The organism is Novilysobacter erysipheiresistens (assembly GCF_036663935.1).
GTDB lineage: Bacteria > Pseudomonadota > Gammaproteobacteria > Xanthomonadales > Xanthomonadaceae > Novilysobacter > Novilysobacter erysipheiresistens.
The window spans coordinates 137466-158409 of record NZ_JAXGFP010000003.1 but is presented as its reverse complement, the minus strand read 5'-3'; the positions used below and the strand labels follow the sequence as shown (position 1 = coordinate 158409).

The 20944-nt window shown below is 66.6% G+C and carries 18 protein-coding genes and 2 pseudogenes; 9 read left to right on the top strand and 11 right to left on the bottom strand.

Going from position 1 to position 20944, the window contains the following annotated elements:
* Nucleotides 1-3: 3 nt before the first annotated feature.
* Complete coding sequence (locus SNE34_RS06755; protein ID WP_332615953.1) at nt 4-237, top strand: hypothetical protein; 234 nt, start codon at nt 4-6, stop codon at nt 235-237.
* A 10-nt stretch (nt 238-247) separates the two neighbouring features.
* Here the strand turns inward: SNE34_RS06755 and SNE34_RS06750 are convergent, their stop codons facing one another.
* Nucleotides 248-1072 (bottom strand): glycosyltransferase, encoded by an 825-nt coding sequence (locus SNE34_RS06750; RefSeq protein WP_332615945.1) that lies wholly within the window; start codon nt 1070-1072, stop codon nt 248-250.
* Between the two features lie 24 nt (nt 1073-1096).
* Between SNE34_RS06750 and SNE34_RS06745 the strand changes: the two genes are divergently transcribed.
* Nucleotides 1097-1237, top strand: coding sequence for a hypothetical protein (locus tag SNE34_RS06745; protein ID WP_332615943.1), 141 nt, complete (start codon nt 1097-1099; stop codon nt 1235-1237).
* Here SNE34_RS06745 and SNE34_RS14825 read toward each other — a convergent pair.
* The 3 genes and pseudogenes from SNE34_RS14825 to SNE34_RS06735 all read right to left on the bottom strand — a co-directional run.
* A pseudogene (locus SNE34_RS14825) lies at nt 1180-1482 on the bottom strand (glycosyltransferase); the annotation flags it as partial. The gene SNE34_RS06745 and the pseudogene SNE34_RS14825 sit on opposite strands and share 58 nt — an antisense overlap.
* A gap of 175 nt (nt 1483-1657) precedes the next feature.
* Nucleotides 1658-2185 (bottom strand): annotated as a pseudogene (locus tag SNE34_RS06740) (zinc-binding dehydrogenase); the annotation flags it as partial.
* Nucleotides 2186-2346: 161 nt separating this feature from the next.
* Nucleotides 2347-3348 (bottom strand): hypothetical protein, encoded by a 1002-nt coding sequence (locus SNE34_RS06735; RefSeq protein WP_332615941.1) that lies wholly within the window; start codon nt 3346-3348, stop codon nt 2347-2349.
* A gap of 144 nt (nt 3349-3492) precedes the next feature.
* Here SNE34_RS06735 and SNE34_RS06730 point away from each other — a divergent pair, with 144 nt between their 5' ends.
* The 4 genes from SNE34_RS06730 to SNE34_RS06715 all read left to right on the top strand — a co-directional run bounded on the left by SNE34_RS06730 (nt 3493) and on the right by SNE34_RS06715 (nt 8012).
* Nucleotides 3493-4374, top strand: a complete 882-nt coding sequence (locus SNE34_RS06730) for a sigma-70 family RNA polymerase sigma factor (RefSeq protein WP_332615939.1) — start codon at nt 3493-3495, stop codon at nt 4372-4374.
* Nucleotides 4375-4437: 63 nt separating this feature from the next.
* Nucleotides 4438-5685 (top strand): NAD(P)/FAD-dependent oxidoreductase, encoded by a 1248-nt coding sequence (locus tag SNE34_RS06725; RefSeq protein WP_332615937.1) that lies wholly within the window; start codon nt 4438-4440, stop codon nt 5683-5685.
* Nucleotides 5685-6815 carry an alpha/beta fold hydrolase gene (locus SNE34_RS06720; protein ID WP_332615936.1) on the top strand — a complete coding sequence of 377 codons (1131 nt, stop codon included), beginning with the start codon at nt 5685-5687 and terminating at the stop codon, nt 6813-6815. The genes SNE34_RS06725 and SNE34_RS06720 overlap by 1 nt, the downstream gene beginning before the upstream one ends.
* Nucleotides 6816-6920: 105 nt before the next feature.
* Nucleotides 6921-8012: an alpha/beta hydrolase family protein gene (locus SNE34_RS06715; protein ID WP_332615934.1), complete on the top strand. Its 1092-nt coding sequence runs from the start codon at nt 6921-6923 to the stop codon at nt 8010-8012.
* A gap of 376 nt (nt 8013-8388) precedes the next feature.
* Here the strand turns inward: SNE34_RS06715 and SNE34_RS06710 are convergent, their stop codons facing one another.
* Nucleotides 8389-8946, bottom strand: coding sequence for an NADPH-dependent FMN reductase (locus tag SNE34_RS06710; protein ID WP_332615932.1), 558 nt, complete (start codon nt 8944-8946; stop codon nt 8389-8391).
* Nucleotides 8947-8972: 26 nt separating this feature from the next.
* Complete coding sequence (locus tag SNE34_RS06705) at nt 8973-10163, bottom strand: low temperature requirement protein A (RefSeq protein WP_332615930.1); 1191 nt, start codon at nt 10161-10163, stop codon at nt 8973-8975.
* A gap of 611 nt (nt 10164-10774) precedes the next feature.
* On the opposite strand from SNE34_RS06705, the gene xth reads away from it, so the two are divergent.
* The gene (xth, locus tag SNE34_RS06700) at nt 10775-11578 is read left to right on the top strand and encodes an exodeoxyribonuclease III (RefSeq protein WP_332615928.1); all 804 of its coding nucleotides are present in this window, start codon (nt 10775-10777) and stop codon (nt 11576-11578) included.
* On the opposite strand, the gene SNE34_RS06695 is transcribed toward xth, so the two are convergent.
* Both SNE34_RS06695 and SNE34_RS06690 read right to left on the bottom strand, forming a co-directional pair.
* A complete protein-coding gene (locus SNE34_RS06695) occupies nt 11550-12101 on the bottom strand; it encodes a cytochrome b (protein WP_332615926.1) in 552 nt (183 codons plus the stop codon). The genes xth and SNE34_RS06695 overlap by 29 nt on opposite strands.
* Nucleotides 12098-13252, bottom strand: a complete 1155-nt coding sequence (locus SNE34_RS06690; protein WP_425604471.1) for a catalase family peroxidase — start codon at nt 13250-13252, stop codon at nt 12098-12100. The genes SNE34_RS06695 and SNE34_RS06690 overlap by 4 nt, the downstream gene beginning before the upstream one ends.
* A gap of 158 nt (nt 13253-13410) precedes the next feature.
* On the opposite strand from SNE34_RS06690, the gene SNE34_RS06685 reads away from it, so the two are divergent.
* Nucleotides 13411-13923, top strand: a complete 513-nt coding sequence (locus tag SNE34_RS06685; RefSeq protein ID WP_332616504.1) for an RNA polymerase sigma factor — start codon at nt 13411-13413, stop codon at nt 13921-13923.
* The gene (locus SNE34_RS06680) at nt 13920-14669 is read left to right on the top strand and encodes an anti-sigma factor family protein (protein ID WP_332615925.1); all 750 of its coding nucleotides are present in this window, start codon (nt 13920-13922) and stop codon (nt 14667-14669) included. The genes SNE34_RS06685 and SNE34_RS06680 overlap by 4 nt, the downstream gene beginning before the upstream one ends.
* Before the next feature lie 16 nt (nt 14670-14685).
* Here SNE34_RS06680 and SNE34_RS06675 read toward each other — a convergent pair whose 3' ends face one another.
* From SNE34_RS06675 to SNE34_RS06665, 3 genes are all read right to left on the bottom strand, one after another.
* Entirely contained in the window at nt 14686-16713 is a 2028-nt protein-coding gene (locus tag SNE34_RS06675) for a catalase (protein ID WP_425604479.1), read from the bottom strand.
* Nucleotides 16714-16883: 170 nt separating this feature from the next.
* A complete protein-coding gene (locus SNE34_RS06670; RefSeq protein ID WP_332615920.1) occupies nt 16884-18647 on the bottom strand; it encodes an alpha/beta hydrolase-fold protein in 1764 nt (587 codons plus the stop codon).
* 251 nt (nt 18648-18898) lie between these two features.
* Nucleotides 18899-20926: a glycoside hydrolase family 97 protein gene (locus SNE34_RS06665; protein ID WP_332615918.1), complete on the bottom strand. Its 2028-nt coding sequence runs from the start codon at nt 20924-20926 to the stop codon at nt 18899-18901.
* Between the last annotated feature and the right edge of the window lie 18 nt (nt 20927-20944).

The window sequence follows — 20944 nt, the reverse complement described above, 5'->3', positions numbered from 1 at the left end:
AGCATGCAGGTGCACATCTTCAGGGGACCGGGGCGCGTGTTCGGCTTTACCACACAGTCGTCGGGAGCAAACCTCCCAGCCCGGCACGCGCCGTGGGTCGCATTCAAGACGGTCGAGCTGCGGAGCGGTGAACGCACGCCTGGCGTCGATACCGACGACTGCCTGCGGGATCTGGAAACCTACGGAGTGCATGTCACCGACGCGCACGTCCGGATCACCGAAGAAGCGATTCGATAGGTCGGAGTCATCAGGCGCGGCGATGCCGGACACCCTGCCCGACCATGTCCAACAGCCGCGTCGCGGCCAGCGTCGCTCCGTCCGTGCGGATCCTGCCGGCCACGGCGGTCGCTCGTGCGCGGGTCTCATAGGCCAGTGCCGTCCCGAGCGCCGCTGACAGGGATTCGGTGGTCGGCGTCGGGCCGTCATGAGCCACGCCAATCCTTAGGTCGGCCACCCGACCGGCCCAATAGGGCTGGTCGGCCGCCTGGGGCACCACCACTTGGGACGCACCGGCCCGGGTCGCTGTCGTCGTGGTGCCTTGGCCGCCGTGGTGCACGACGGCGGCCACCCGGGCGAACAGCGCCTGCTGGTTGACCTCGCCGACGACGAAGCAATCGTCCCGATCGTCGATCAACGAAAGGTCGGCCCAGCCGCGGGCCACGACCGCGCGGCGGCCCTGTGACCGGATCGCCTCGATGGCGACCTGGGCGACGTCCGTCGACGCATGCATGGGCATGCTGCCGAAGCCGACGTAAACCGGTGGCGTGCCGGCATCCAGGAACGCCACCAACTCCGTCGACAGCGGGTTGAAGTCGGGCAAGATCCACGCGCCGGTCTGGATGACATCGAGATCCGGCATGCCCCGCCACGGATCCATCACCGGGTCCGTCGCAAGCCACGGCTTGGCGCCGATGACGTAGTCGCGGACATTGGCCACCGGTGGCAGGCCGATCGACGCCCGGTTGCCGTTGAGCGCCGCGCCAAACAGCGCGTTGATGTTGTGGGCGTCCAGTTCCCACAACGCCCGGTTATCGGTGACCTCCGGCGGAAACGGACGGCCCGCGTATGCCAAGGCGCGCGGTGCGGCGACGGCAGGGTGAGTTGCTGGAAGGTCACCGACACGGAGCGGATGCCCAGCTTCTCGGCTACCGACAGCGCGCCGGCAGCGGCCGGCATCATCCCGGTGGCGACCAGTACGTCGCAGCCCTCGGCCGCCGCGGTGACCACGCCGAACTGATTGGCGATCAACTCCGCGGCGCGCTGCGGCAGCGACGACGGCTGCGGCGCCGCGACCGTCAGCGCGCGTGCCGATGGACCGACCGGCACCAGTGGCACGCCGACACCGGCCAACCGTTGCGCGAAGTCTTCATCGGGTGGTGCGCACACCCGCACCTCCGCATCCAGCGCCCGCAACCGTTCCGCAAGCGCCACCAACGGCTCGACGTCGCCGCGCGACCCATATGTGGATAGCAACACCCGCATTTCGCAACTCCCTTCTCGCCGGTCTGGCTCGGTCGGCGATCCTGACGCAGGGCGAGGGTCTTGCCGCAAGCCCCCAGGCGGGCTATACATTGAGGGTGGACGGAGCGGTGCTGCGCCACGCCGCCGGCTGCCGCCGGCACACTGCAGATCCGTCGGCAGTCCTGATCAGGATGCTCTAGCCGGCCACCCGCACGACCACCTTGCCAAAGTTGCGACCTTGGAGCAGGCCGATCAGCGCAGCGGGAGCCTGCTCCAATCCATCGACTACATCCTCCACGAGTACAACGCGTCCGTCTTCCACCCACTGCGACATGTCGCGCTGAAACGACGCGAAACGGTCGGCATAGTGGTCGAGGATGATGAAGCCCTGCATGCGCACTCGCTTCTGCAGCAAGGTGGCGAGCAGTTGTGGCCGCTGGTCCCCGGCAACCGGTTCGAGGTGGTCCCGGTTGTAGTGGGCGATGAATCCGCACAGCGGCACGCATGCATACAGGTTCAGCAGCGGCAGCACCGCATCGAGCACGCTGCCCCCGACATTCTCGAAATACACGTCGATGCCATCGGGACACGTGGCGGCCAGGCGCGATCCCAAGTCGGGCGAACCGTGGTCGAGGCAGGCATCAAACCCCAATACATCAACCGCGTGTCGGCACTTCTCCGCGCCGCCGGCGATACCGACGATACGTGCGCCCTTGAGCTTTGCGAGTTGCCCGACGACCGATCATGGGCCTTCCGCCCAGCGCGGTGCGAAAAGGTTCGCATATCACTGGACGGCAACGGCGGGTTCGGCTCGATAGGCCTCTGGAAGCAGGTACCCCAGGAGCAATCGCCGACCCGTTGAACTCGTGAGCCGTTCTGGCGCGATCACCTGCAATTGTCCGGTTCGATTGCCTTTATCAGGGCTCCGAGTGACAGCACGGCAGGATAGACCTGGCGCCATGTTGGATTGCACCGCTCAAGCAGCATCGCTTCAGTCGCGCCATAGGGGTAGACGAGTGCACGCCCGAGTTGGGCTGCATCCAGGCCAGGAAGGGAGGAGACAGTACGTTGCCTCAAAGCCTTTCCAGATGCGACCACCCCGCTGTCGGAAGAGCCCAGTGCAATTTGGATCTCGGTCCAGCGGGCAACACCCTCCATCCATAGTTGGAGTTCGAGATATTTCCAGTCCTCCGCTGGCACTGCGGCTTCCAGTGCCTGTCTTGCCTTCAGGTAGATCGAGACCTGCTCCTGGAAAGAAGCCCCATGCTGATTGATCGCATCATGCAGTGCCTGGGCTGCTCTCGACAGGGCGAGTTCGAACTGCTCATCCCGGTACGGGAACGGGTAGTCGAGCATCCACATCCCGGTATCATCGCCACCATCAAGATCAAGTCCATCCAGCCGCTGGTAGTAATTGTCGAACCCGCTTTGGTATTGATGGAAGTGCTCGTGGAAAATTGTGTGCGTCCAGTCCGCTTGATCCCGGCCCGTTGACTCGGGCGTTCCCATTACGATCGTCGAAACCCCATCTATTACGGGCATTGCCGCCAAAAGGTTGCGCGGAAAGACACTGGGTCTTTCCTGAAGGTCACACCTCGTATCAGGATCGGATGGAAGCGCCGTAAACCCGGCGACGAGGGATCCGTGACAGAACAGGACTTCGCGCCGTTCGAGGGTGGCAAGAAGCCCGAATGGCGCCGTCTCGTAGCCTGGCCAGATCCTGCCTCCGAAAGACCTGGCTTGATCCTTCGCGTCCTTGATCGCAAGCAGCAAGGACGGAGCAATTCGAGTGGTTTCAGGCGAAGCTGCGCAGCCGGGAAGTGGCATCCCCAGGTAGCCCAGCGCAAAACTTGCAGCAGACAATGCCCACATCATGAATTTTTTCATTGAAGCTCCAGTCTGCAGCGTGACGGTTATGGGTGTGGCGACTGGCTGCCGCTAACGACCTTTCGATTGACTCGTCGCCTGTTACCTCGGCCCTTCCGGGCACGTCACCATCCATGACGGCACTGGCCAGGAGAACGTAACAACATGACCGCAGCAGGTTCCGACGAAGCGGTGGCGAAAGCCTTCGAGGCGCAACGCGGGCGGCTCGTGGCGATTGCATACCGGATGCTCGGGTCGCGCGCAGATGCCGAGGACGCGATGCAGGAAGCGTGGTTGCGGCTGGCGCGCCAGGACGCGGCGGCGATCGACAACCTTCCCGCCTGGTTGACCACCGTGGTGGGACGGGTGTGCATCGACATGCTGCGCTCGCGCAAGGCCAGGCCCGAGTCCTCGTTCGACGACCCGTTGCCCGGACTGGTGGTTACCGAGGACAGCGGCGAGGCGCCGGAAGACAACGTGCTGCTGGCCGACTCGGTCGGGCTTGCGCTGCTCGTGGTGCTCGACACCCTGAGCCCCGCCGAACGGCTGGCATTCGTGTTGCACGACATCTTCGAGGTGCGGTTCGAGGAAGTCGGCCAGATCATCGGCAAGTCCACGGATGCATCGAAGATGATCGCCAGCCGGGCCCGCCGCAAGGTACGAGGCACGCATCGTCGCGTCGATACGCGGCAGCGGCAGCGTGCCGTGGTCGACGCGTTCGTCGCCGCAGCCCGGGACGGGGACTTCGAAGGACTGCTGCGGGTGCTCGATCCGGAGCTCACCTGGCGCTCCCACACGAGCCGCGGCGTTGTGGTCAGGCACGGAGCCGCCGAGGCGGCTGCGAGGATCCAGCAGGCGACCCGCGCGAACGTGACCGCGCAGCGCGTGCTCGTGAATGGTGAGCCGGGGGTTCTGGTGTGGGGCGCGAACGGCAAGCCGAAGGCGGTGATGGCATGTACCGTGGTGGATGGCCGGATCGTCGAGATTCTGTCGCTCATCGATCCCAAACGCCTGGCAACCCTGCCGCTTCCCGCACGACCCGCCTAGGCCGTGTTACGCCGGTCCGCCCCGGTTCGTCTTCTGTTGACGAACGAGACAATGGGAAGACGCATGAACAACGGCAGGCAAGGCGCGCGAACCAGAGTGGTCGTGATCGGCGGCGGATACGCCGGCGTAATGGCGGCAAATCGTCTCACGCAGCGGAACGATGTGGTGGTGACACTGGTCAACCCGCGCCCGCAGTTCGTCGAACGGGTCCGCCTGCACCAGATGGTGGGCGGGTCCAACGACGCGGTAGTGGACTTCCGGGACGTCCTCGCCAGCGACGTGCGACTGGTGGTGGATACCGCGACGCGGATCGATGCCGCCGGGTGCGGCGTGACGCTGGAGAACGGAGATCCCTTGCAGTACGACTACCTTGTCTACGCGGTTGGCAGTGCCAGCACCGACCAGGGTGTGCCCGGAGCAGACGAGTTCGCTTACCCGCCCGCCAGCCTGGAACAGGCGCAGCGACTGCGGTCGGTCCTCGATGGCACTCCCGCGTCCGCTCCAGTGACCGTGGTGGGCGGCGGTCCGCTGGGTATCGAAACGGCCGCCGAGATCGCTGAGACGGGTCGTCCCGTGACCCTGGTGTGCGGCGGTCAGCTGGGCCGCTACCTGCACCCGCGGGCCCGTCGTTCGGTGGTCAGAGGATTGTCCAAGCTCGGCGTAACCGTGATCGACGGCCGCGGCTCGGAGGTGTCCGAAGTGACACGCGATGCCGTGCAACTGCGCGATGGCCGCGAACTCCCAAGCACGGTGACGGTCTGGACCGCCGGTTTCGGCGTTCCGGACCTGGCCGTGCGCAGCGGGCTTAGCACCGACGCGCTGGGACGCCTGCTGACCGACGAGACGCTCACCAGCGTGGACGACGCGCGGATCGTCGCGACCGGCGATGCCGCGGCGCCGTCGGACCTGCCGTTCCGGATGAGCCTCCAGGCCGCGCTGCCGCTGGGCGCCCACGCGGCCGATACCGTCCTGAACCGGATCGCAGGTGAAGCGCCGGCCCCCTTCAGCAAGGGCATCGTCGCCATGTGCCTCAGCCTGGGACGCCGGGACGGCATCTTCCAGCCCGCCCACAGAGATGACACTGCGATGGGGTTCCACCTGAGCGGTTGGCTCGGCGCGAAGGCCAAGGAAGCTGCCTGCGCAAGTCCGATCGACGTGCTGGGGGACCAAGCGCGCGAACCCGGATCGCGCGAGTGGCGGATCCACAGCTGGCGGATCCGCGACCCCAAACGACAACGACAATTGGAAGAACGCACCGCAGGGTCCGGCTATCCTCCCAGACTGCATCGCACTGAGCGTTACGAATCCTGATGAAGGCGCTGATTTCCGCAGTCCTGTCCATCGCCCTCGCGGGCCTGTGCATGCCAGCCCCGGCCTCGGAAGCGCATGGGCCACACGATCGCGCGGAGGCGGTCCGCATCATCGGGGACTTGCGCAAAGTGGTGGCCGACAACGGCGTCGAGCGGCTGGAAGCGGTGCGGATCGGCGGGATCGACCAATGGGTATCGATTCGCGGCAGCGATCGTCGCAACCCGGTGCTGCTGATGCTGCACGGTGGGCCCGGATGGGTGGCGATGCCGACCAGCTGGTACTTCCAGCGCGGCTGGGAGGAATACTTCACCGTCGTCCAGTGGGACCAGCGCGGCGCCGGCAAGACCTACGTCGACAATGATCCGGCCGCCGTGGCGCCGACCATGACGCGCGGGCGCATGGTCGCCGATGCCGAGGAAATGGTCGCCTGGCTGCGCACGGAGTTCGGCAAGGAGAAGATTTTCGTGCTCGGCCATTCGTGGGGCAGCTATCTGGGACTCGAGCTGGCGCAACGCAGGCCCGAGTGGCTGCACGCATACATCGGCATCGGGCAGGTCACGGATGCGCCCGAGAGCGAGCGTCGCGGTTGGGCCTGGGCATTGCGGCAAGCGCAACACGACGGCAACGCGCAGGCCGTGGCGGAGCTTGAAGCGCTCGCCCCTTACGCGCAGGGCAACGGTCCGGTTCCACTCGACAGCCTGTTCAAACAGCGCAAATGGCTGAACTACTACGGCGGCATGGTTCACAACCGCAGGGGCGGCGATGCCGAAGCTGCGGCGATGAAACTGTCGCCGGAGTACTCCGACCTTGACGTAACCGGGATGTGGAAAGGCAACGACTTCTCAATGCAGCACCTGCTGGCCGACGTGCTGACGCTGGACATGACGACGGTGCGCGAGGTCGATGTCCCGCTGTTCCTGTTCCTGGGACGTCATGACCACAACGTGTCCTCCGCGCTGGCCGCGGAATGGTTCGAGACGGTGGAGGCACCGCGGAAACAGCTGGTCTGGTTCGAGCAGTCGGCCCATGAGGTCATGATTGAAGAACCGGGCAAGACGCTGGTCACGCTGGTACAGGAGGTCCGCCCGATCGCCGAACGCGCGGGCGACGTTCACCCTGATGCCATGTAGCTCACGGCAGAAGTTCCGTGAGACTTGATGTCCGCTTTGTGCTCCCGTGCTCGGATGGCTTTGCGGGTCGGCTTAATTCAAGCGTTCGCCTTCAGGAAACTTTAAATGAAATATCAGTGCTTGCAGCCTTTTCGAAACTTACTCTGGTTGGCTCTGCTCTTGCTTGTGCTGCCATGTAGTTCTTACGCACAGCCCGCTACAGGGGTGGGCTTCGCGCCAATCAAGATTCACGATCCAGTCAATGCCGGTAGCATGCCCGGCTACGTTTTCTACCCGAGCGCTCCGGTCACGGAAAATACCCGGGTCGGCCTCTACGATTTGCACGCGAAGCGTGGAGCACCGGCCCTTCCCGGGGCAAAACCCTTGGTCGTCATCTCGCATGGCCACGGCGGATCAGACCTTGGCCATCATGACCTCGCGGTCTATCTGGCAAGCCACGGTTTCATCGTCGCCACTCTTCAGCATCCAAAGGACAACTATAAAGACACTAGCGGAATCGGGACGCCAGCTGTGCTCATCGGCCGCCCGATTCAAGTCGAGGCAACCATCAGTATGCTGCTCGACGATGCACACTGGAAAACCTTGATTGACCCTGAGAAGATCGGCGTTGCTGGCTTCTCCGCCGGAGGCTATACCGCCCTGATGCTTGTAGGTGCGGTACCTCGCTTCACCCGACTCATCAGTTTCTGCAAAGCACACCCTGACAACACAAACGTCTGCACTCCCTTTCGCGAAATGGAGGCGCAACTTTTGGGGCACGGATGGATATCGACCGAGAAGTACCTGACCGATATCCAGAACAAGCTCCAACGTTGGGGCGACCCTGACGACCCGCGCGTCAAGGCCGCGTTCGCGATGTCGCCTTGGAGCATGGTTTTCGACGAGACGGGGCTTGGTTCTATCAATCGGCCGGTCTATCTCTACGACGGAGCGGACGACCAATTCCAGCCGATCCAGTACAACACGTTGCACGCTGCCGCCCTGATCAAGACATTGGTTGGCATCAAACTCATACCAAACGCCGGCCACTTCGTCTTCCTGGCCCCGTGCTCGAAAAAGATGATGGGGGCGCTCCCGAGAGTCTGCACTGACCCACCGGGGGTTAACCGTTCGACGGCCCACCGGCGAATCAACGCAGATGCGCTCTCCTTCTTTCGTGCCACGCTACACGTACTTCCAAAAGCAGTAGGCAACTAGCGCGCGCCGAACAATTCGCTGCAGCCAACCGTCATCCCCTTACGCGGGCTGCTGGCGGCCCATCTGTCTGTTGAGTCTCAGCAAGCCACTAAAAATCTCCCCCAAGTGGCTGAGATGCCTGGCGAGCTCGAGAGGTCACCGCAGCTCGTCAACCTTCTGACCTCTTTGCGAGAGTGGGCCTCGCTGTCCTCGCATTCCAACACCTGGCAATAATTACGGGGCAGCCGAGACATCAAAAGGAGGTCATGGCCGTGTGCGCCACCTACTCGAGCTGTCTTCCCACCCACAGGACGCCGGCCTGACAACGCCTCGTTCTTGCTTCCAAAGAAGTCTGGACCGCATGTCCGCTTCGGACCCAAAGCGGCCAGTCCGAGGCTCAGCTCGACGGGCGGGCGAACTCGACGAAGCCTTGGACGAAGGTCTCCAGTTGCTTGCGGGTCGTTTCATCGGTCAGCTCGCCATCCGCATCGATCAGCTGGTGCGCGCGTGAAACCTGCAGCCGGCCGCCAGCCCAGTAACGCACGCGCAGGGTGCGCAACACCGGCAGCCAGGCGTTCTGCGCAAGGATGGTGCCGAAGCCGCCGGGCGAGGCGCCGATCACCGCGAAAGGGCGGTCGCCGAACACCCGCGGAATATCGTCGGCCGGGCGCGACAGCCAATCGATCGCGTTCTTGAACACGCCCGGGATGCCGTTGTTGTACTCGGGCGTGCACAGCAGCACGCCATCGCTGGCGACGATGCGGTCCTTCAGGTCGACGACCGCCGTCGGCAGCCCGTCGCGTTGTTCGGCGTCGCCGTCGTAGAGCGGGATGCCGTGCAGGGTGGCCGCGTCGAACTGCACGTCCGGCCCGGACAGCGACTGCGCGGCGCGCAGCAAGGCGGTGTTGAAGGAACCGGCGCGCAGGCTGCCGGAAATGCCGAGGATCCTGGTCATGCGATGCTCCTTGGATATCAGGAAGGTCAGTTGGCGAAAGAAATCCCGACCGGGGGTTCGTCGCCATGCGTATAAAGCCAGATCGCGGCGATTGGACCGGCCGACAGCGCCAGAAGCGCCCATGGCAGTCGCAGGCCCATGGCAACCGCCAGCGGAACGGCGGCGATCGCGACCAGACAGACCATGATCATGCCTAGATACGGTCGCGGCGGGCGGACGAGTCGTTGGTGGACCAGCCACAGCGACACGACAAAGGCGGCCTCCGGGATCGCCACCATGCTGATTGCCTGGAGCGGCCGTGCGGCATCGCCGGGCGTCACCACGCCGGGATTGAGCGTGTCGGCCACCACTTCCAGACCCGCACCCATCGCGGCGAGGGAGAGGAGGACGACCAGATGGCCATAGCCCCACGCAAAACCGCGTTCGCGATGCCGGTGCAGCGCCTCGGCGGAGGGCAGCAGGAAGTACATCCACCACAAGGACAGCACCAGCATCATCGCGCCGATACCCACCAGGGCCAGGTCGAAGGACCAGCCATCGGCGCGCCACAGGTTGGCGATCGCATTGGCGGACGCCAGCACGATCTCGCCCAGGGTGATGATCACCAGGAGACCGTAACGCTCGGCAATATGGTGGGCATGCCACGGCGTGGCTCCGCCGCGCTCCGCCCAGGCGGGAACCATGACCTCCGCCAGTGCCAGCCCGGCAAACATTGGCCACGCCCACTCGGGCGGAACCCATAGCCAGGCACCCCAGAAGCACTGCAGAACGAGGATGCCGCTTACGTACCGCAATGCCGTCCGGCGCCGCCCGGGATCGCCATGGGCCACGCGCAACCAATGCAGAGTCTGCGCGATCCGCATGATCGCGAACCCGACGACGGCGGCTCGAAAATCCCCGGTGAAGAATCCCGGGACCCCCACCGCGAATATCAGCACGCCCGCCATCTGCAGCATCGTCAGCAGGCGGTGCGGAACGTCGTCGGCGTCGTAGGCGGACGCGAACCAGGTGTAGTTCATCCAGGCCCACCAGATGGCGAAGAACGCCCCGGTGAAGGCAAGACCTGCCTGCGCGAAATGGTGTTCGGCCAGGCCGTGGTGCAGTTGGCTGGCGGCGAGCGCGATGGCGACCACGAAGGTCAGGTCGAACAACAGCTCCAGCGGCGTGGCCGCGCGATGCGACTCGTGGATATCCCGACCCTTCAGGCGGTTTGGCATGTCGACCTCGGTGCTGGGACAAACGGCTTCCGGAGTAAGCCACGGATGAGCGGCTCTGGTCGAGGACGACGGGCGCTGGTGTTGTGCAAGGTCGCGCCGTGACGCGACCTCGCGAGCGATCGTTGGCTATTCGCGATCGCAGGAAAACTGGATGGGCAACCTGGTCGCGTGCTGAGGTGGCCGGCGCGACGCCGGTTGGCGTCAGGCGGCTGGAGATCGCCGCACTGGATTGGGCGCGTCGCCTGGAAGGGACAGTCGCCTCGTACTCGCGCGACTCCTGCCTTCGCGCACTTGGCGTCTGCGCGGAGAGTTACCGCGAGCTTCGTCCGCCTCAGGGCAGAGCGGCGTCAAAGGCTGAACAAGCGGCGATGGGCTTTCTTCGCAATGCCGAGCATGCTGTGCGGACCGCATAGTGAGCTCCACTGGACGTCCGCCCCCGACCCGGAGTGGACACCGATCTGCATGGTGGATTTGTTTGCCAGACGGGACCAGCCTAATCTCACATCCGATCAGTGGGCTGTGCGGTGGCCGCGAAAGACCGGGATCCTCTGCCCGATGCACATGGAAGCCTGTCGACGAGCACTAGCGCACGATCGCACCACGGAGGCGACGTGGCACTCAGCAAGACCCTGAAGCTGGCGACGTTCAACGTGAATGGCATCGGCACCCGCCTGCCGCATCTGTTGGCGTGGCTGGAGAAAGAGCAACCCGACGTCGTCGCACTGCAGGAACTCAAGACCGTCGACGCGACGTTCCCCGCCGCCGAACTGGAGGCGGCGGGCTACGGTGCGATCTGGCACGGGCAGAAGTCCTGGAACGGCGTGGCCTTGCTGGCACGCGATGCGGTTCCGGTGGAGAGCCGGCGCGGCCTGCCGGGCGATCCCCGGGACGAGCAGAGCCGCTATATCGAGGCGGCCATCCACGGCATCGTCGTGGCCGGCCTGTACCTGCCCAACGGCAATCCCCGGCCCGGCCCCAAGTTCGACTACAAGCTCGCGTGGATGGAGCGTCTCATCCGCCATGCGCGGACGCTGGTGGACCTGCCGCATCCCGCGGTGCTGATGGGCGACTTCAACGTGATCCCGACGGACATCGATGTCTATGACCCCAAGGCCTGGCGCAAGGATGCGCTCATCCAGCCGGAGGTACGGGCGGCGTTCGAGCGGCTGTTGGCGCAGGGTTGGGCGGATGCGTTGCGGAGGGTCAGCGGTGAGAAGGTGATCTACACGTTCTGGGACTACTTCCGCCAGCACGCCGAACGCGACCGCGGACTGCGGATCGACCACCTGCTACTCAACCCCGCGCTGGCGAAGAACCTGAAAGACGCCGGCGTCGACCGATGGGTGCGGCTGCAGCCGAAGGCCAGCGATCACGCACCGACCTGGATCACCGTTCGCGCTCCAGCCGGTGTCTGATTCTCCCGGCCATCGCCTGGAACACTCCATCGCGATACACCCACGCATGCAGCAGCGCCGCCGACAGGTGCAGCAGCACCGTGGCGAACAGCAGGTAGGCGAGCCAGCCATGCGCGGTGCGCAGGGTGGCGTACAGGCTCACGTCCTGCGGCAGGATCGGCGGCAGCACGAACGACGGCGACATCTGCACCGGGTAACCGCCGGCCGACAGCATTGCCCAGCCGATCAGCGGCATCGCCAGCATCAATCCGTACAGCAGCCAGTGCGAGGCACGGGCCGCGGTCTTCTGCCAGTGCGGCAACCTCGACGGCAGTGCGGGCGGACGATGCCGCATCCGATTGCGCAGTCGGAGCACGGCCAGCAGCCCGATCGCGATGCCAAGCGGGCGGTGCAGGTCGATCAGCCATGGTCGCGCCGAGATCGACGTGACCATGCCGACGCCGATGAACAGCATCGCCACGACCATCGCCGCCATCGACCAGTGCAGCCAGCGCGCGGCGGGGTTGAAGTTCTGCGTGCTCATCGGGTCGGCTCCGTAGCGGTGGCGGCATCGCCGCGCCCGAGCGCGATCTCGCGCTGGCGTCGGTTGAAGGATTGCGAGTAGGCGGCCGAGCGTGCGGCGAGGATCGGGTCGTCCGAAGCGGCGACGCCCGACGGCAGGATCAGCGGGTCGAAGTTGACGTCGCGGCACTCGCCGGTGGCTTGCGGTTCGGCGTGCACCAGCGTCAGCGTGCCGGCGACGACCTGCTCGCGCGTGCCGGGCCAAGGTCGGGACGGGTCATTGACCGGGTCGCCGGCGGCGGCGAGCGTCACCACCATGTCCCAATGCACCGAGCCTTGCGCGAGCCGCGTTTGCAGGTCGGCGGCGAGGAAATCGGCATCGGCGCGCTCCCGCTCGGCGGCGTCCAGTGGGTGGACTGCGGCGTGTGGCCGCATCGACCAGCGCACGAGCCGTTCGCTGCCGTCGGCGTCGATGAAGCGGAACGCGTTGACGCTGTTGTACTGCGTGTTGGCCCAGCTGTCGGACCACGGCGCGGTCTTCGCCCATTGCCTGAACTTGCGCGCCTGCGGATGCGTGGCGAGGAATCCTTCCATCGCCGCGGGGTCGGGTTTGCCGGTCGCGGGGTCGGGGCGCTTGGCCAAGGTCTGCTGGTGGAAGGCCTGCGGCGTGGCCACCGCGAAGAACGGGAAGCTGTTCAACGCCATCCGCCACTGCGACGCGTCGGGGCCGCCAAACTGCAACGCCATGCTGCGCACGCGCGCGCTGTTGTCGGCGCCGTGCGGATTGGGTCCGCCGATCGAGAACCGGCCCAGCACCGGCACCGGCTCGCCCGAAAATACGGTTGCGGTGGACAGCGCCTGCCCCTGTTCGGTGCCGCGGAACGTGCCGGCGACGCAGACGCCCTTGGCATGGTTGCGGCGGAAACCCGGATGCGCGGGGCCGTTGGCTTCCATCGCGTTGACCACGCGCGGTGCGGTCAAGCGCTCGCCGCCCAGCCAGCCGGCGGTCCATGCGAACGCGCTGGCGGAGCCCAGCGCGATGGCGCCGATGCCGGCGAACGCCAGCAGTCGTCCGCGGGTCAGTTGCGCCGCGATGGCGCCCTGGGCGTCGAACGGTGGGGATGGCGCCGGCGGCGACGGGGAGGGATGGTTGGACGGCTCGGACTCGTGCATGGCGTGCTCGTTTCGACGGGAACACCGGTATGACGGCCGCTGTGGCGATATATTCCCTGCATCGACAAACCGCCGGCACCGGAATAAGCGGCGCGCCGGCGCGTCCCACCTGCATGACCCCGCGTTCCATCGCCCCCGCCAGCACCATGGACGACGCCATGGACGAACTCGACGAAGAGCGCCTGCACGAGCTGATCCCGCGGCTGCGGCAGTTCGCGCGCGCGCTCAGCCGCGACACCGCGAACGCGGACGACCTGGTCCAGGCCACGCTGGAGCGTGCGTTGCGGGCGTGGTCGTCGCGCCACAAGGAAGGTGCGCTGCAGTCGTGGCTGTTCTCGATCCTGTACCGGCAGTTCATCGACGAGCAGCGCCGCGCCAAACGCTGGCGGCGCGTGCTCGACGTGGTCGGCGTGGCCGAAGAGCCGCATGCACCGTCGGCCGAACGGGTCAACGAGGGCCGCGCCACGCTGGCCGCGTTTGCCGGACTGTCGACCGAGCAGCGCGCGATCCTGCTGCTGGTCAGCGTCGAGGGCTTCAGCTATCGCGAGACCGCGGACGCGCTCGGGGTGCCGATCGGCACCGTGATGTCGCGGCTGTCGCGCGCCCGCGAGAAACTGCGCCACCTCGCCGAGGGACGTGCGCCCACCCCTGCCTTGCGGATACTCAAATGAACCACCCGGCCCCGCACCCCGACGAACTGCACGCCTACGTCGACGGCCAGTTGCCCGATGCGCGCCGCGCCGCGGTGGAGGCCTGGCTGGCCGCCAACCCGGAGGCCGCCGAACGGGTGCGCGGCTGGCAGCGCGACGCCGACGCCCTGCGCGCGGCATGGGGCAATTCCGCCGCACTGCCAGACGAGCCGCGACTGCAGCCGGCGCGGATCCGCCGCCACCTGCACGCCGACCGCTGGACCGGCATGGCCCGCGCGGCCGTGCTGGTGATGGCGCTGGGACTGGGCGGCGCCAGCGGCTGGCTGCTGCACGGCATGCGCGGCGGCGGCCATCACACGTTGCCGATGGCCGATGCGGTGACCGCCTACCGGCTGCTCACCGATCAGCAGATGGCGATGGATTTCGAGGGCGACCGCATGGGCGGCCTGCAGAACTGGCTCGCCCGCAACTTCGACGCGGTCGGTCGCGTGCCCGACCTCAGCTCGCAGGGCTACGCGCTGCAGGGCGCGCGCATGCTGTCGACGCCGGAAGGCGCCGCCGCGATGCTGGTCTACGAGGACCGGCAGGGCGCGACGCTGGGTGTGTATATCCGCCCGCGTCCGCGGCGGATGCGCGAGGGCGAGCGTCGCGATGGCGGACTGATGGCGCGCTATTGGCCGCAGGGCGACACCGCGATCGCGGTGGTCAGTTCGCGCTTCGACGAGCGTGCGGATGAGGTGGCGCCGCTGCTGCGCCGCGGCGGCTAGTTGCGCCGCCCGCCCTTCACGGCAGCATCCGCACTTTCGGTTCGCGCTCCCACTGTCGCGTCTTCGCGTACTGGATGAACGACTCCACGTCGGTGGCGTCGACCACGGCGGCGTCGGCTTCGATGCCGGCCCGGCGCAGCAACGCACGCCCGCCCTCGTCGACCGCGATGGCCTTGAGGTGGGCGAAGGCGTGGCTGACGAAGTCCACCGCAGCGCCTTCCGCGCACAGGCGCTGCGCCGCCTCCGCGGCCAATACCACGGCTACCGCATCGAAGATCACCGAAGGCGCGCCGCCGAGGTGGGCGTCGGCTGCGGTGTGCTTGCCGTCGGACAAGGTAGCACCGCCGACTTTCGGAGCGACCAGCTTCACCGTTGCATCCGCGGCAGTAGCGGCTTGGCGCAGCGCCTCTATCGCGGCGGCGTCGGAGCCATCATCGATCAGGATGCCGATCGCGCGGCCTTCCAGGGTGTCCTTCATGTTGGCGATCAGGCCGAGCGCGGGCGACGGCGGCAGGTCGAGCACCGGGCGCGCCGATTCGGGCGCCGGCGGCAGGTCCGGCAGGCCGAGGCCGGTGGCGACCCGTTGCGCGAGATCCTCGTCGATGTGGCGCAGATGGCCGACGACCGCCGCGCGGATGCGCACGGTCTCGACCATCGACAACTCGAACACCAGCCCGCCGGCGATGTGCGCCTGCTCGATCGGTGTCTGGCTGCGGTAGAACTGCCGCGCTTGGCTGTAGTGGTCGGCGAACGACTCGGGACGCAGCCGGGTCTTGGGGCCCGGCCGGGTCGGCGCGGCGAAGCTGCGGAAGCCGCGCGCGGTTTCCCGCGGCGTTGGCTGGTCGGCATCCAGCGACGATGGTTCGTAGTTGACCCGGCCTTTCGGCACCTGCATCTGCATGAATCCATCGCGTTGGTGATTGGCGAACGGGCATTGCGGCGCGTTGATCGGAATCTGCTGGAAGTTGGGACCCCCGAGCCGGATCAGCTGGGTGTCGAGGTACGAGAAGATCCGGCCCTGCAGCAGCGGGTCGTCGCTGAAGTCGATGCCGGGAATGACGTTGGCCGGGCAGAACGCGACCTGCTCGGTTTCGGCGAAAAAGTTGTCGGGCCAGCGGTCGAGCACCATGTGGCCGATGACCCTCAGCGGCACGAGTTCCTCGGGCACCAGCTTGGTCGCATCGAGATGGTCGAACGGGAACCCGTCGGCCTCCTCCTCGGTGAACAGCTGCACCGCGAGGTCCCATGTCGGCAATGCCTTGCCGGACTGGATCGTCTCGAACAGGTCGCGGCGGTTGAAGTCCGAATCGGCGCCGGCGATCTTGACCGCCTCGTCCCACAGCAGCGACTGCATGCCCAGTCGCGGGCGCCAGTGGAACTTCACGAACGTCGATTGCCCCTCGGCGTTGACCAGCCGGAAGCTGTGGACGCCAAAGCCTTCCATCATCCGCAGCGACCGCGGCAGGGCGCGGTCGCTCATTGCCCACATGATCATGTGCATGGATTCCGGGGTCAGCGAGATGAAATCCCAGAACGTGTCGTGCGCGGCGGCGGCCTGCGGGTATGCGCGGTCCGGCTCGGGCTTGATCGAGTGGACGAAGTCGGGGAACTTCATCGCGTCCTGGATGAAGAACACCGGCATGTTGTTGCCGACCAGGTCGTAGTTGCCCTCCTTGGTGTAGAACTTGGTCGCAAAGCCGCGGACGTCGCGCGGAGTATCGCGCGAGCCCTTGCTGCCGGCGACGGTCGACAGCCGGCAGAACACCGGCGTGCGTTCGCCGACTTCGGTGAACAGCTTGGCGGTGGTGAATTCGGCCAGCGATTCGGTCAGCTCGAAATGGCCGTGCGCGGCGGAGGCGCGGGCATGGACCACGCGCTCGGGGATCCGCTCGTGGTCGAAGTGGGTCATCTTCTCGCGGAAGATGAAGTCCTCCAGCAGCGATGGGCCGCGATCGTGGGCCTTGAGCGAATTCTGGTTGTCGGCGATCGGCACGCCCTGGTTGGTGGTGATCTCCGGATGACCGCCATCGGCCTGCTGGTGCAGCTCGCCGCCGTTGCCGGTTGCGGCGGTCGTCGCGTCGGCGACACGGTCGGAACGCTTGTCCTGGTCGCTGACGGCCACGGCACTCTCCTTGGCATTGAATGTCCGCCGAGCATGCGTGCAGCCACGTTCAAGCCAGGTCGCGCCGACGTGAAGGCGATGCAATCGGCGGCTCAGTCGCCGAGCAGGAACTTCAGCGGTATCTCGATCCGTTCACGCCACGCGGCCTCGTTGTGCCCGGCGCCTTCGAACACGCGCGTGCTCCAGTTGTCGCCCTCGACATAGCCGACGGCGCGCACGCGCTCGTCCATGCGCTGCTGGTAGGGCGCGTAACCGGCGTCGAGCGTGGTGGTGCCGTGGTCGAAGTAGAGCCGGTGGGTCGCCGGATCCGGCAGGTGTTCGGCCAGCCAGTCGATCACGATGCCGTCGCCGACCGGCCAGTGGGTCGACAGCGTGCCGACGCCGCCGAACACTTCAGGGTATTCGGCAGCGGCGTACAGCGAGATCAGCCCGCCCATGCTGGAGCCCATCACGAAGGTGTCGTCGCGGCCCGGCCGGGTGCGGTAGGTGGCATCGATCCACGGTTTGAGTTCGTCGACCAGGAAGCGCAGGTAGGCATCGGAGGCGATGTCGGCGGTCGGCAGCGGCGGCACGCCGTCGACGCCGGACGGCAGCGCGTCGCCAGTGACGGGCTTGCGCGGCATGTACTCCTGGAACCGCCGCGGGGTGTTCCAGATGCCGACCACGATCGCCTCGCGCACCGCGCCCTCTTCAATCAGCCGGGTCATCGCCTCGTCGACGCCCCAGTCGACGCCGGTGTACGACAGCGCGGGATCGAACAGGTTCTGGCCATCGTGCATGTAGAGCACGGGGTAGCGTTTGGTCGGATCGTCGCCGTAGCTCGGTGGCAACCAGACATCGACGTTGCGCGGCGCGACGTGGGCGGACGACACCTCCTGCCAACTGTCCACGCGGCCGGTCGCCTCCAGCGCGGGCGCGCGTTTGCCGTATGCCCATGTCAGGAAGTGCGGCAGCATCCGCGCCCACGCGGCCTGGTTGTGCTCTCCGTCGGGCAGCGACAGGTAGGCGATGTCGGCGCGAGTTACGCCGCCGTCACGGTCGGGATCACTGCGGTAGCCGAGGTCGACCAGTCCGCGCATGCGGTGGCTGTCGGGCGCGGTGTAGCCGTCGATGAGATCGCGGGTGTCGTCGATCGGGTCGTTGACGCCATCGCCGTCGCGATCATCGCCGTCCTCGTCGGTGCCGACCGCGAAGAAGAATTTCAGGCCGTGGCGCGGCTCGCTGCTGCCGACCATCGCCTGCGCGAGGCGGGTGCGCTGCACCGACTCGACATCGCCGCGGTCGGCGGAAATCCAGAACGACGGCGAGAACGCACCGATCCGGCCGAACACGTCGGGGTACTGCCAACCGAGGTTGAACGCGTTGAGCGCACCGAGCGACCAGCCGAGGATCGCGCGCGCGCCGGGGGTCGGGTTGGTGCGGTAGTGCGCGTCGACGTACGGCACCAGGGTGTGGGCGACCCACTCGGAGTAGTCGTGCGCGCGGGCGCCGACCGGGCCGTACTTCGTCTGCGAGACGATCGCGTGGCCGGCCTTGCGGTCGGACAGGCCGTAGGTGCCCATGCGGTCGGGCAACATGTGGATGGCGACGACGATGACCGGCTGGATGCTGCCGTCCGCGTGCAGGCGCGCGAGGGTGTCGGCGAGGTGGACTGCTTCGGCGTCCTGGCCGTCGTTGAGGTAGAGGACCGGGTAGGCACGGGCGCCGGTCGCGTCGTAGTCGGGCGGGAGGTGGATGGCGACTTCGACCTGCCCGGGCGCGAACGCGGGGGCGTCGAGGTGAAGGGTTTCGATGGTGGCCGGCTGCGCGGCCATCGCGGGCAAGGCGAAAAACAGCGCGAGGAGCATCGATGCCATGCGGTGGGCCATGCGTATGGCCGGGCTTTTTGTAGGAGCGGCTTCAGCCGCGATCCGACAATGGGTCGCCCGCGCCGACTCCACGATCGCGGCTGAAGCCGCTCCTACAACAGCCCCGGGATGCACGGGACGCTTCGTTGCAGGAGCGACGTGAGTCGCGACCTGTACATCGTCCCGGTGGTTCGGCGGGTCGCGACTTACGTCGCTCCTACACCCGGGAAGCACCGCGAGAGAGCGGCGGGACGCGCCAATCATCGCGCCACGAACCGTATCGCCTGCCCACCACCCGCAGCGAGCCGGATCGTCAACACATCCGCACTGCTCACCTCCCGGCTCTCCCGCTCGAACTCGAACGGCGCATCCTCCCAATGTGCCCTTTCACCATCGCGATAGATCTGCGCCATGTAGCTCCGGCCGGGCTCGAGAAACGCCAGCGGCACCTCCAGCACACGCCCGTTCTCGTCGGTGATGCTGCCCAGGTACCAGTCGTCGCTGTTGCGGTCCTGCCGGGCGAAGGTCACGTAATCACCCACCTCGCCATTGAGCACTTCGGTGCGCGACCAGTCGGCCGGCACGTCCTTGATGAACTGGAACGCATCCATGTGCTTCGCATAGTTCTCCGGCAGGTCGGCGGCCATCTGCACCGGGCTGTACAGCACCACGTACAGCGCCAGCTGCTTGGCGATCGTGGTCTGGATCGTCTGTCCGCGGCCCTGCAGGCTGAGGATGCCGGGGGTGTAGTCCATTGGCCCGGACAACATGCGGGTAAAGACGAGGTTGACCTCGTGCTCGGGCGGGTTGGTCGGGTTGCCCCAGGCGCCGTACTCCATGCCGCGCGCGCCTTCGCGGCTGACCCAATTCGGATAGGTGCGGCGCAGGCCGGTGTCCTTGATCGGCTCGTGGGTGTTGATCGCGACGTGGTGCTTGGCCGCGGCTTCCAGCACGCGCAGGTGGTGGCCGGCATTCCATTGGCCGTCGTGCCATTCGCGAGTGATCGTGCCGTCCGGCAGGCGCCGCTCGATGCCGCCGGCGTCGCAGACGTAGCCGGTCTTGACCACGTCGATGCCGAGCCGCTCGTTCATCGCGAATGCGTCAGCCATCTGCTCCTCGTAGTGGCTGACCGCGCAGCCGGTCTCGTGGTGGCCGATCAGGTGCACGCCCTTCGACTTGGCGTACGCCGACAGCGCCTCGATGTCGAAGTCGGGCGTGGCCTTGGTGAAATCGAAGTCGTAGCCGTTGCCGAACCACTGGCCGTCCCAGCCCGGGTTCCAGCCCTCGACCAGCACGCCACGGAAGCCATGCTCGGCGGCGAAGTCGATGTAGCGCTTGGTGTTGGCGGTGGTGGCGCCGTGCTTCTTCCCGGTGGCCCAGCTCTCGGTTTCCAGGTGCAGCGACCACCAGATGCCCACGTAGTTGGCCGGCTCGAACCAGCTGACATCACCGAGCTTGTTGGGTTCGTTGAGGTTGAGGATCAGGTTGGACGACTCGTACAGCGCGGCGGCGCTGTCGGCGATCTGCAGGGTGCGCCACGGCGTGTGGAACGGCAGTGTGCGACGCACCTTCCAGCCTTCCGACGCCGGCGCGAGCTGGGCGCGGAAGCGGCGACCGTCGGTGCGGCGCAGCCACATGCCGGCGTAGTCGACCAGCGCGGCCTCGTGGAAGGCGATGTGCAGGCCGTCGTCGGTGCGCACGGTCATCGGCGTGTGCGCGGTGGTGACCTGGTTGAGCGGCGTGCGGTTGTACAGGTACTCGTAGCGGTTCCACTCGCCGGCCGGGATCCACCACGCGGTTGCCGGCTGGGCGAGGGCGAACTCGGTGAGTTCGTCGTCGATGATCCACTCGCTTGCGCCGGCCTGCTCGGGGAACTCGTAGCGAAACCCGACGCCTTCGTCGTACACGCGGAATACCACGTCGAAGCTGCGGTTGGGCGCGACGGTTTCGGTCAGGGTCGCGCGCAATTCGTTGTAGTGGTTGCGGACGTAGCGGTCCTCGCCCCATGGCTGCTCCCAGGTTTCGTCGAAGCTGCGACCGGACTGTGCCGTGAGCTCGAGATTGCGCTCGAGCTTGCCGCTGCCGCGCAGCATGAAGCCGAGCGCGGAGGTGTCGATCACCGCTTCGCCGAAACGCTCGACGCGATAACCGACGCGGCCCTCATGCAGGTCGAGCTCGACCGTGATCACGTCGTTGGGCGAGGTGACGCTGGCGACGGTTTCGGCGTGGAGCGGCAGCGCGGCGAAGCCGGCGGCGGTCAGGACGATGGACAACAACCACAAGCGCATTGCGATTCCCCTTCTGAT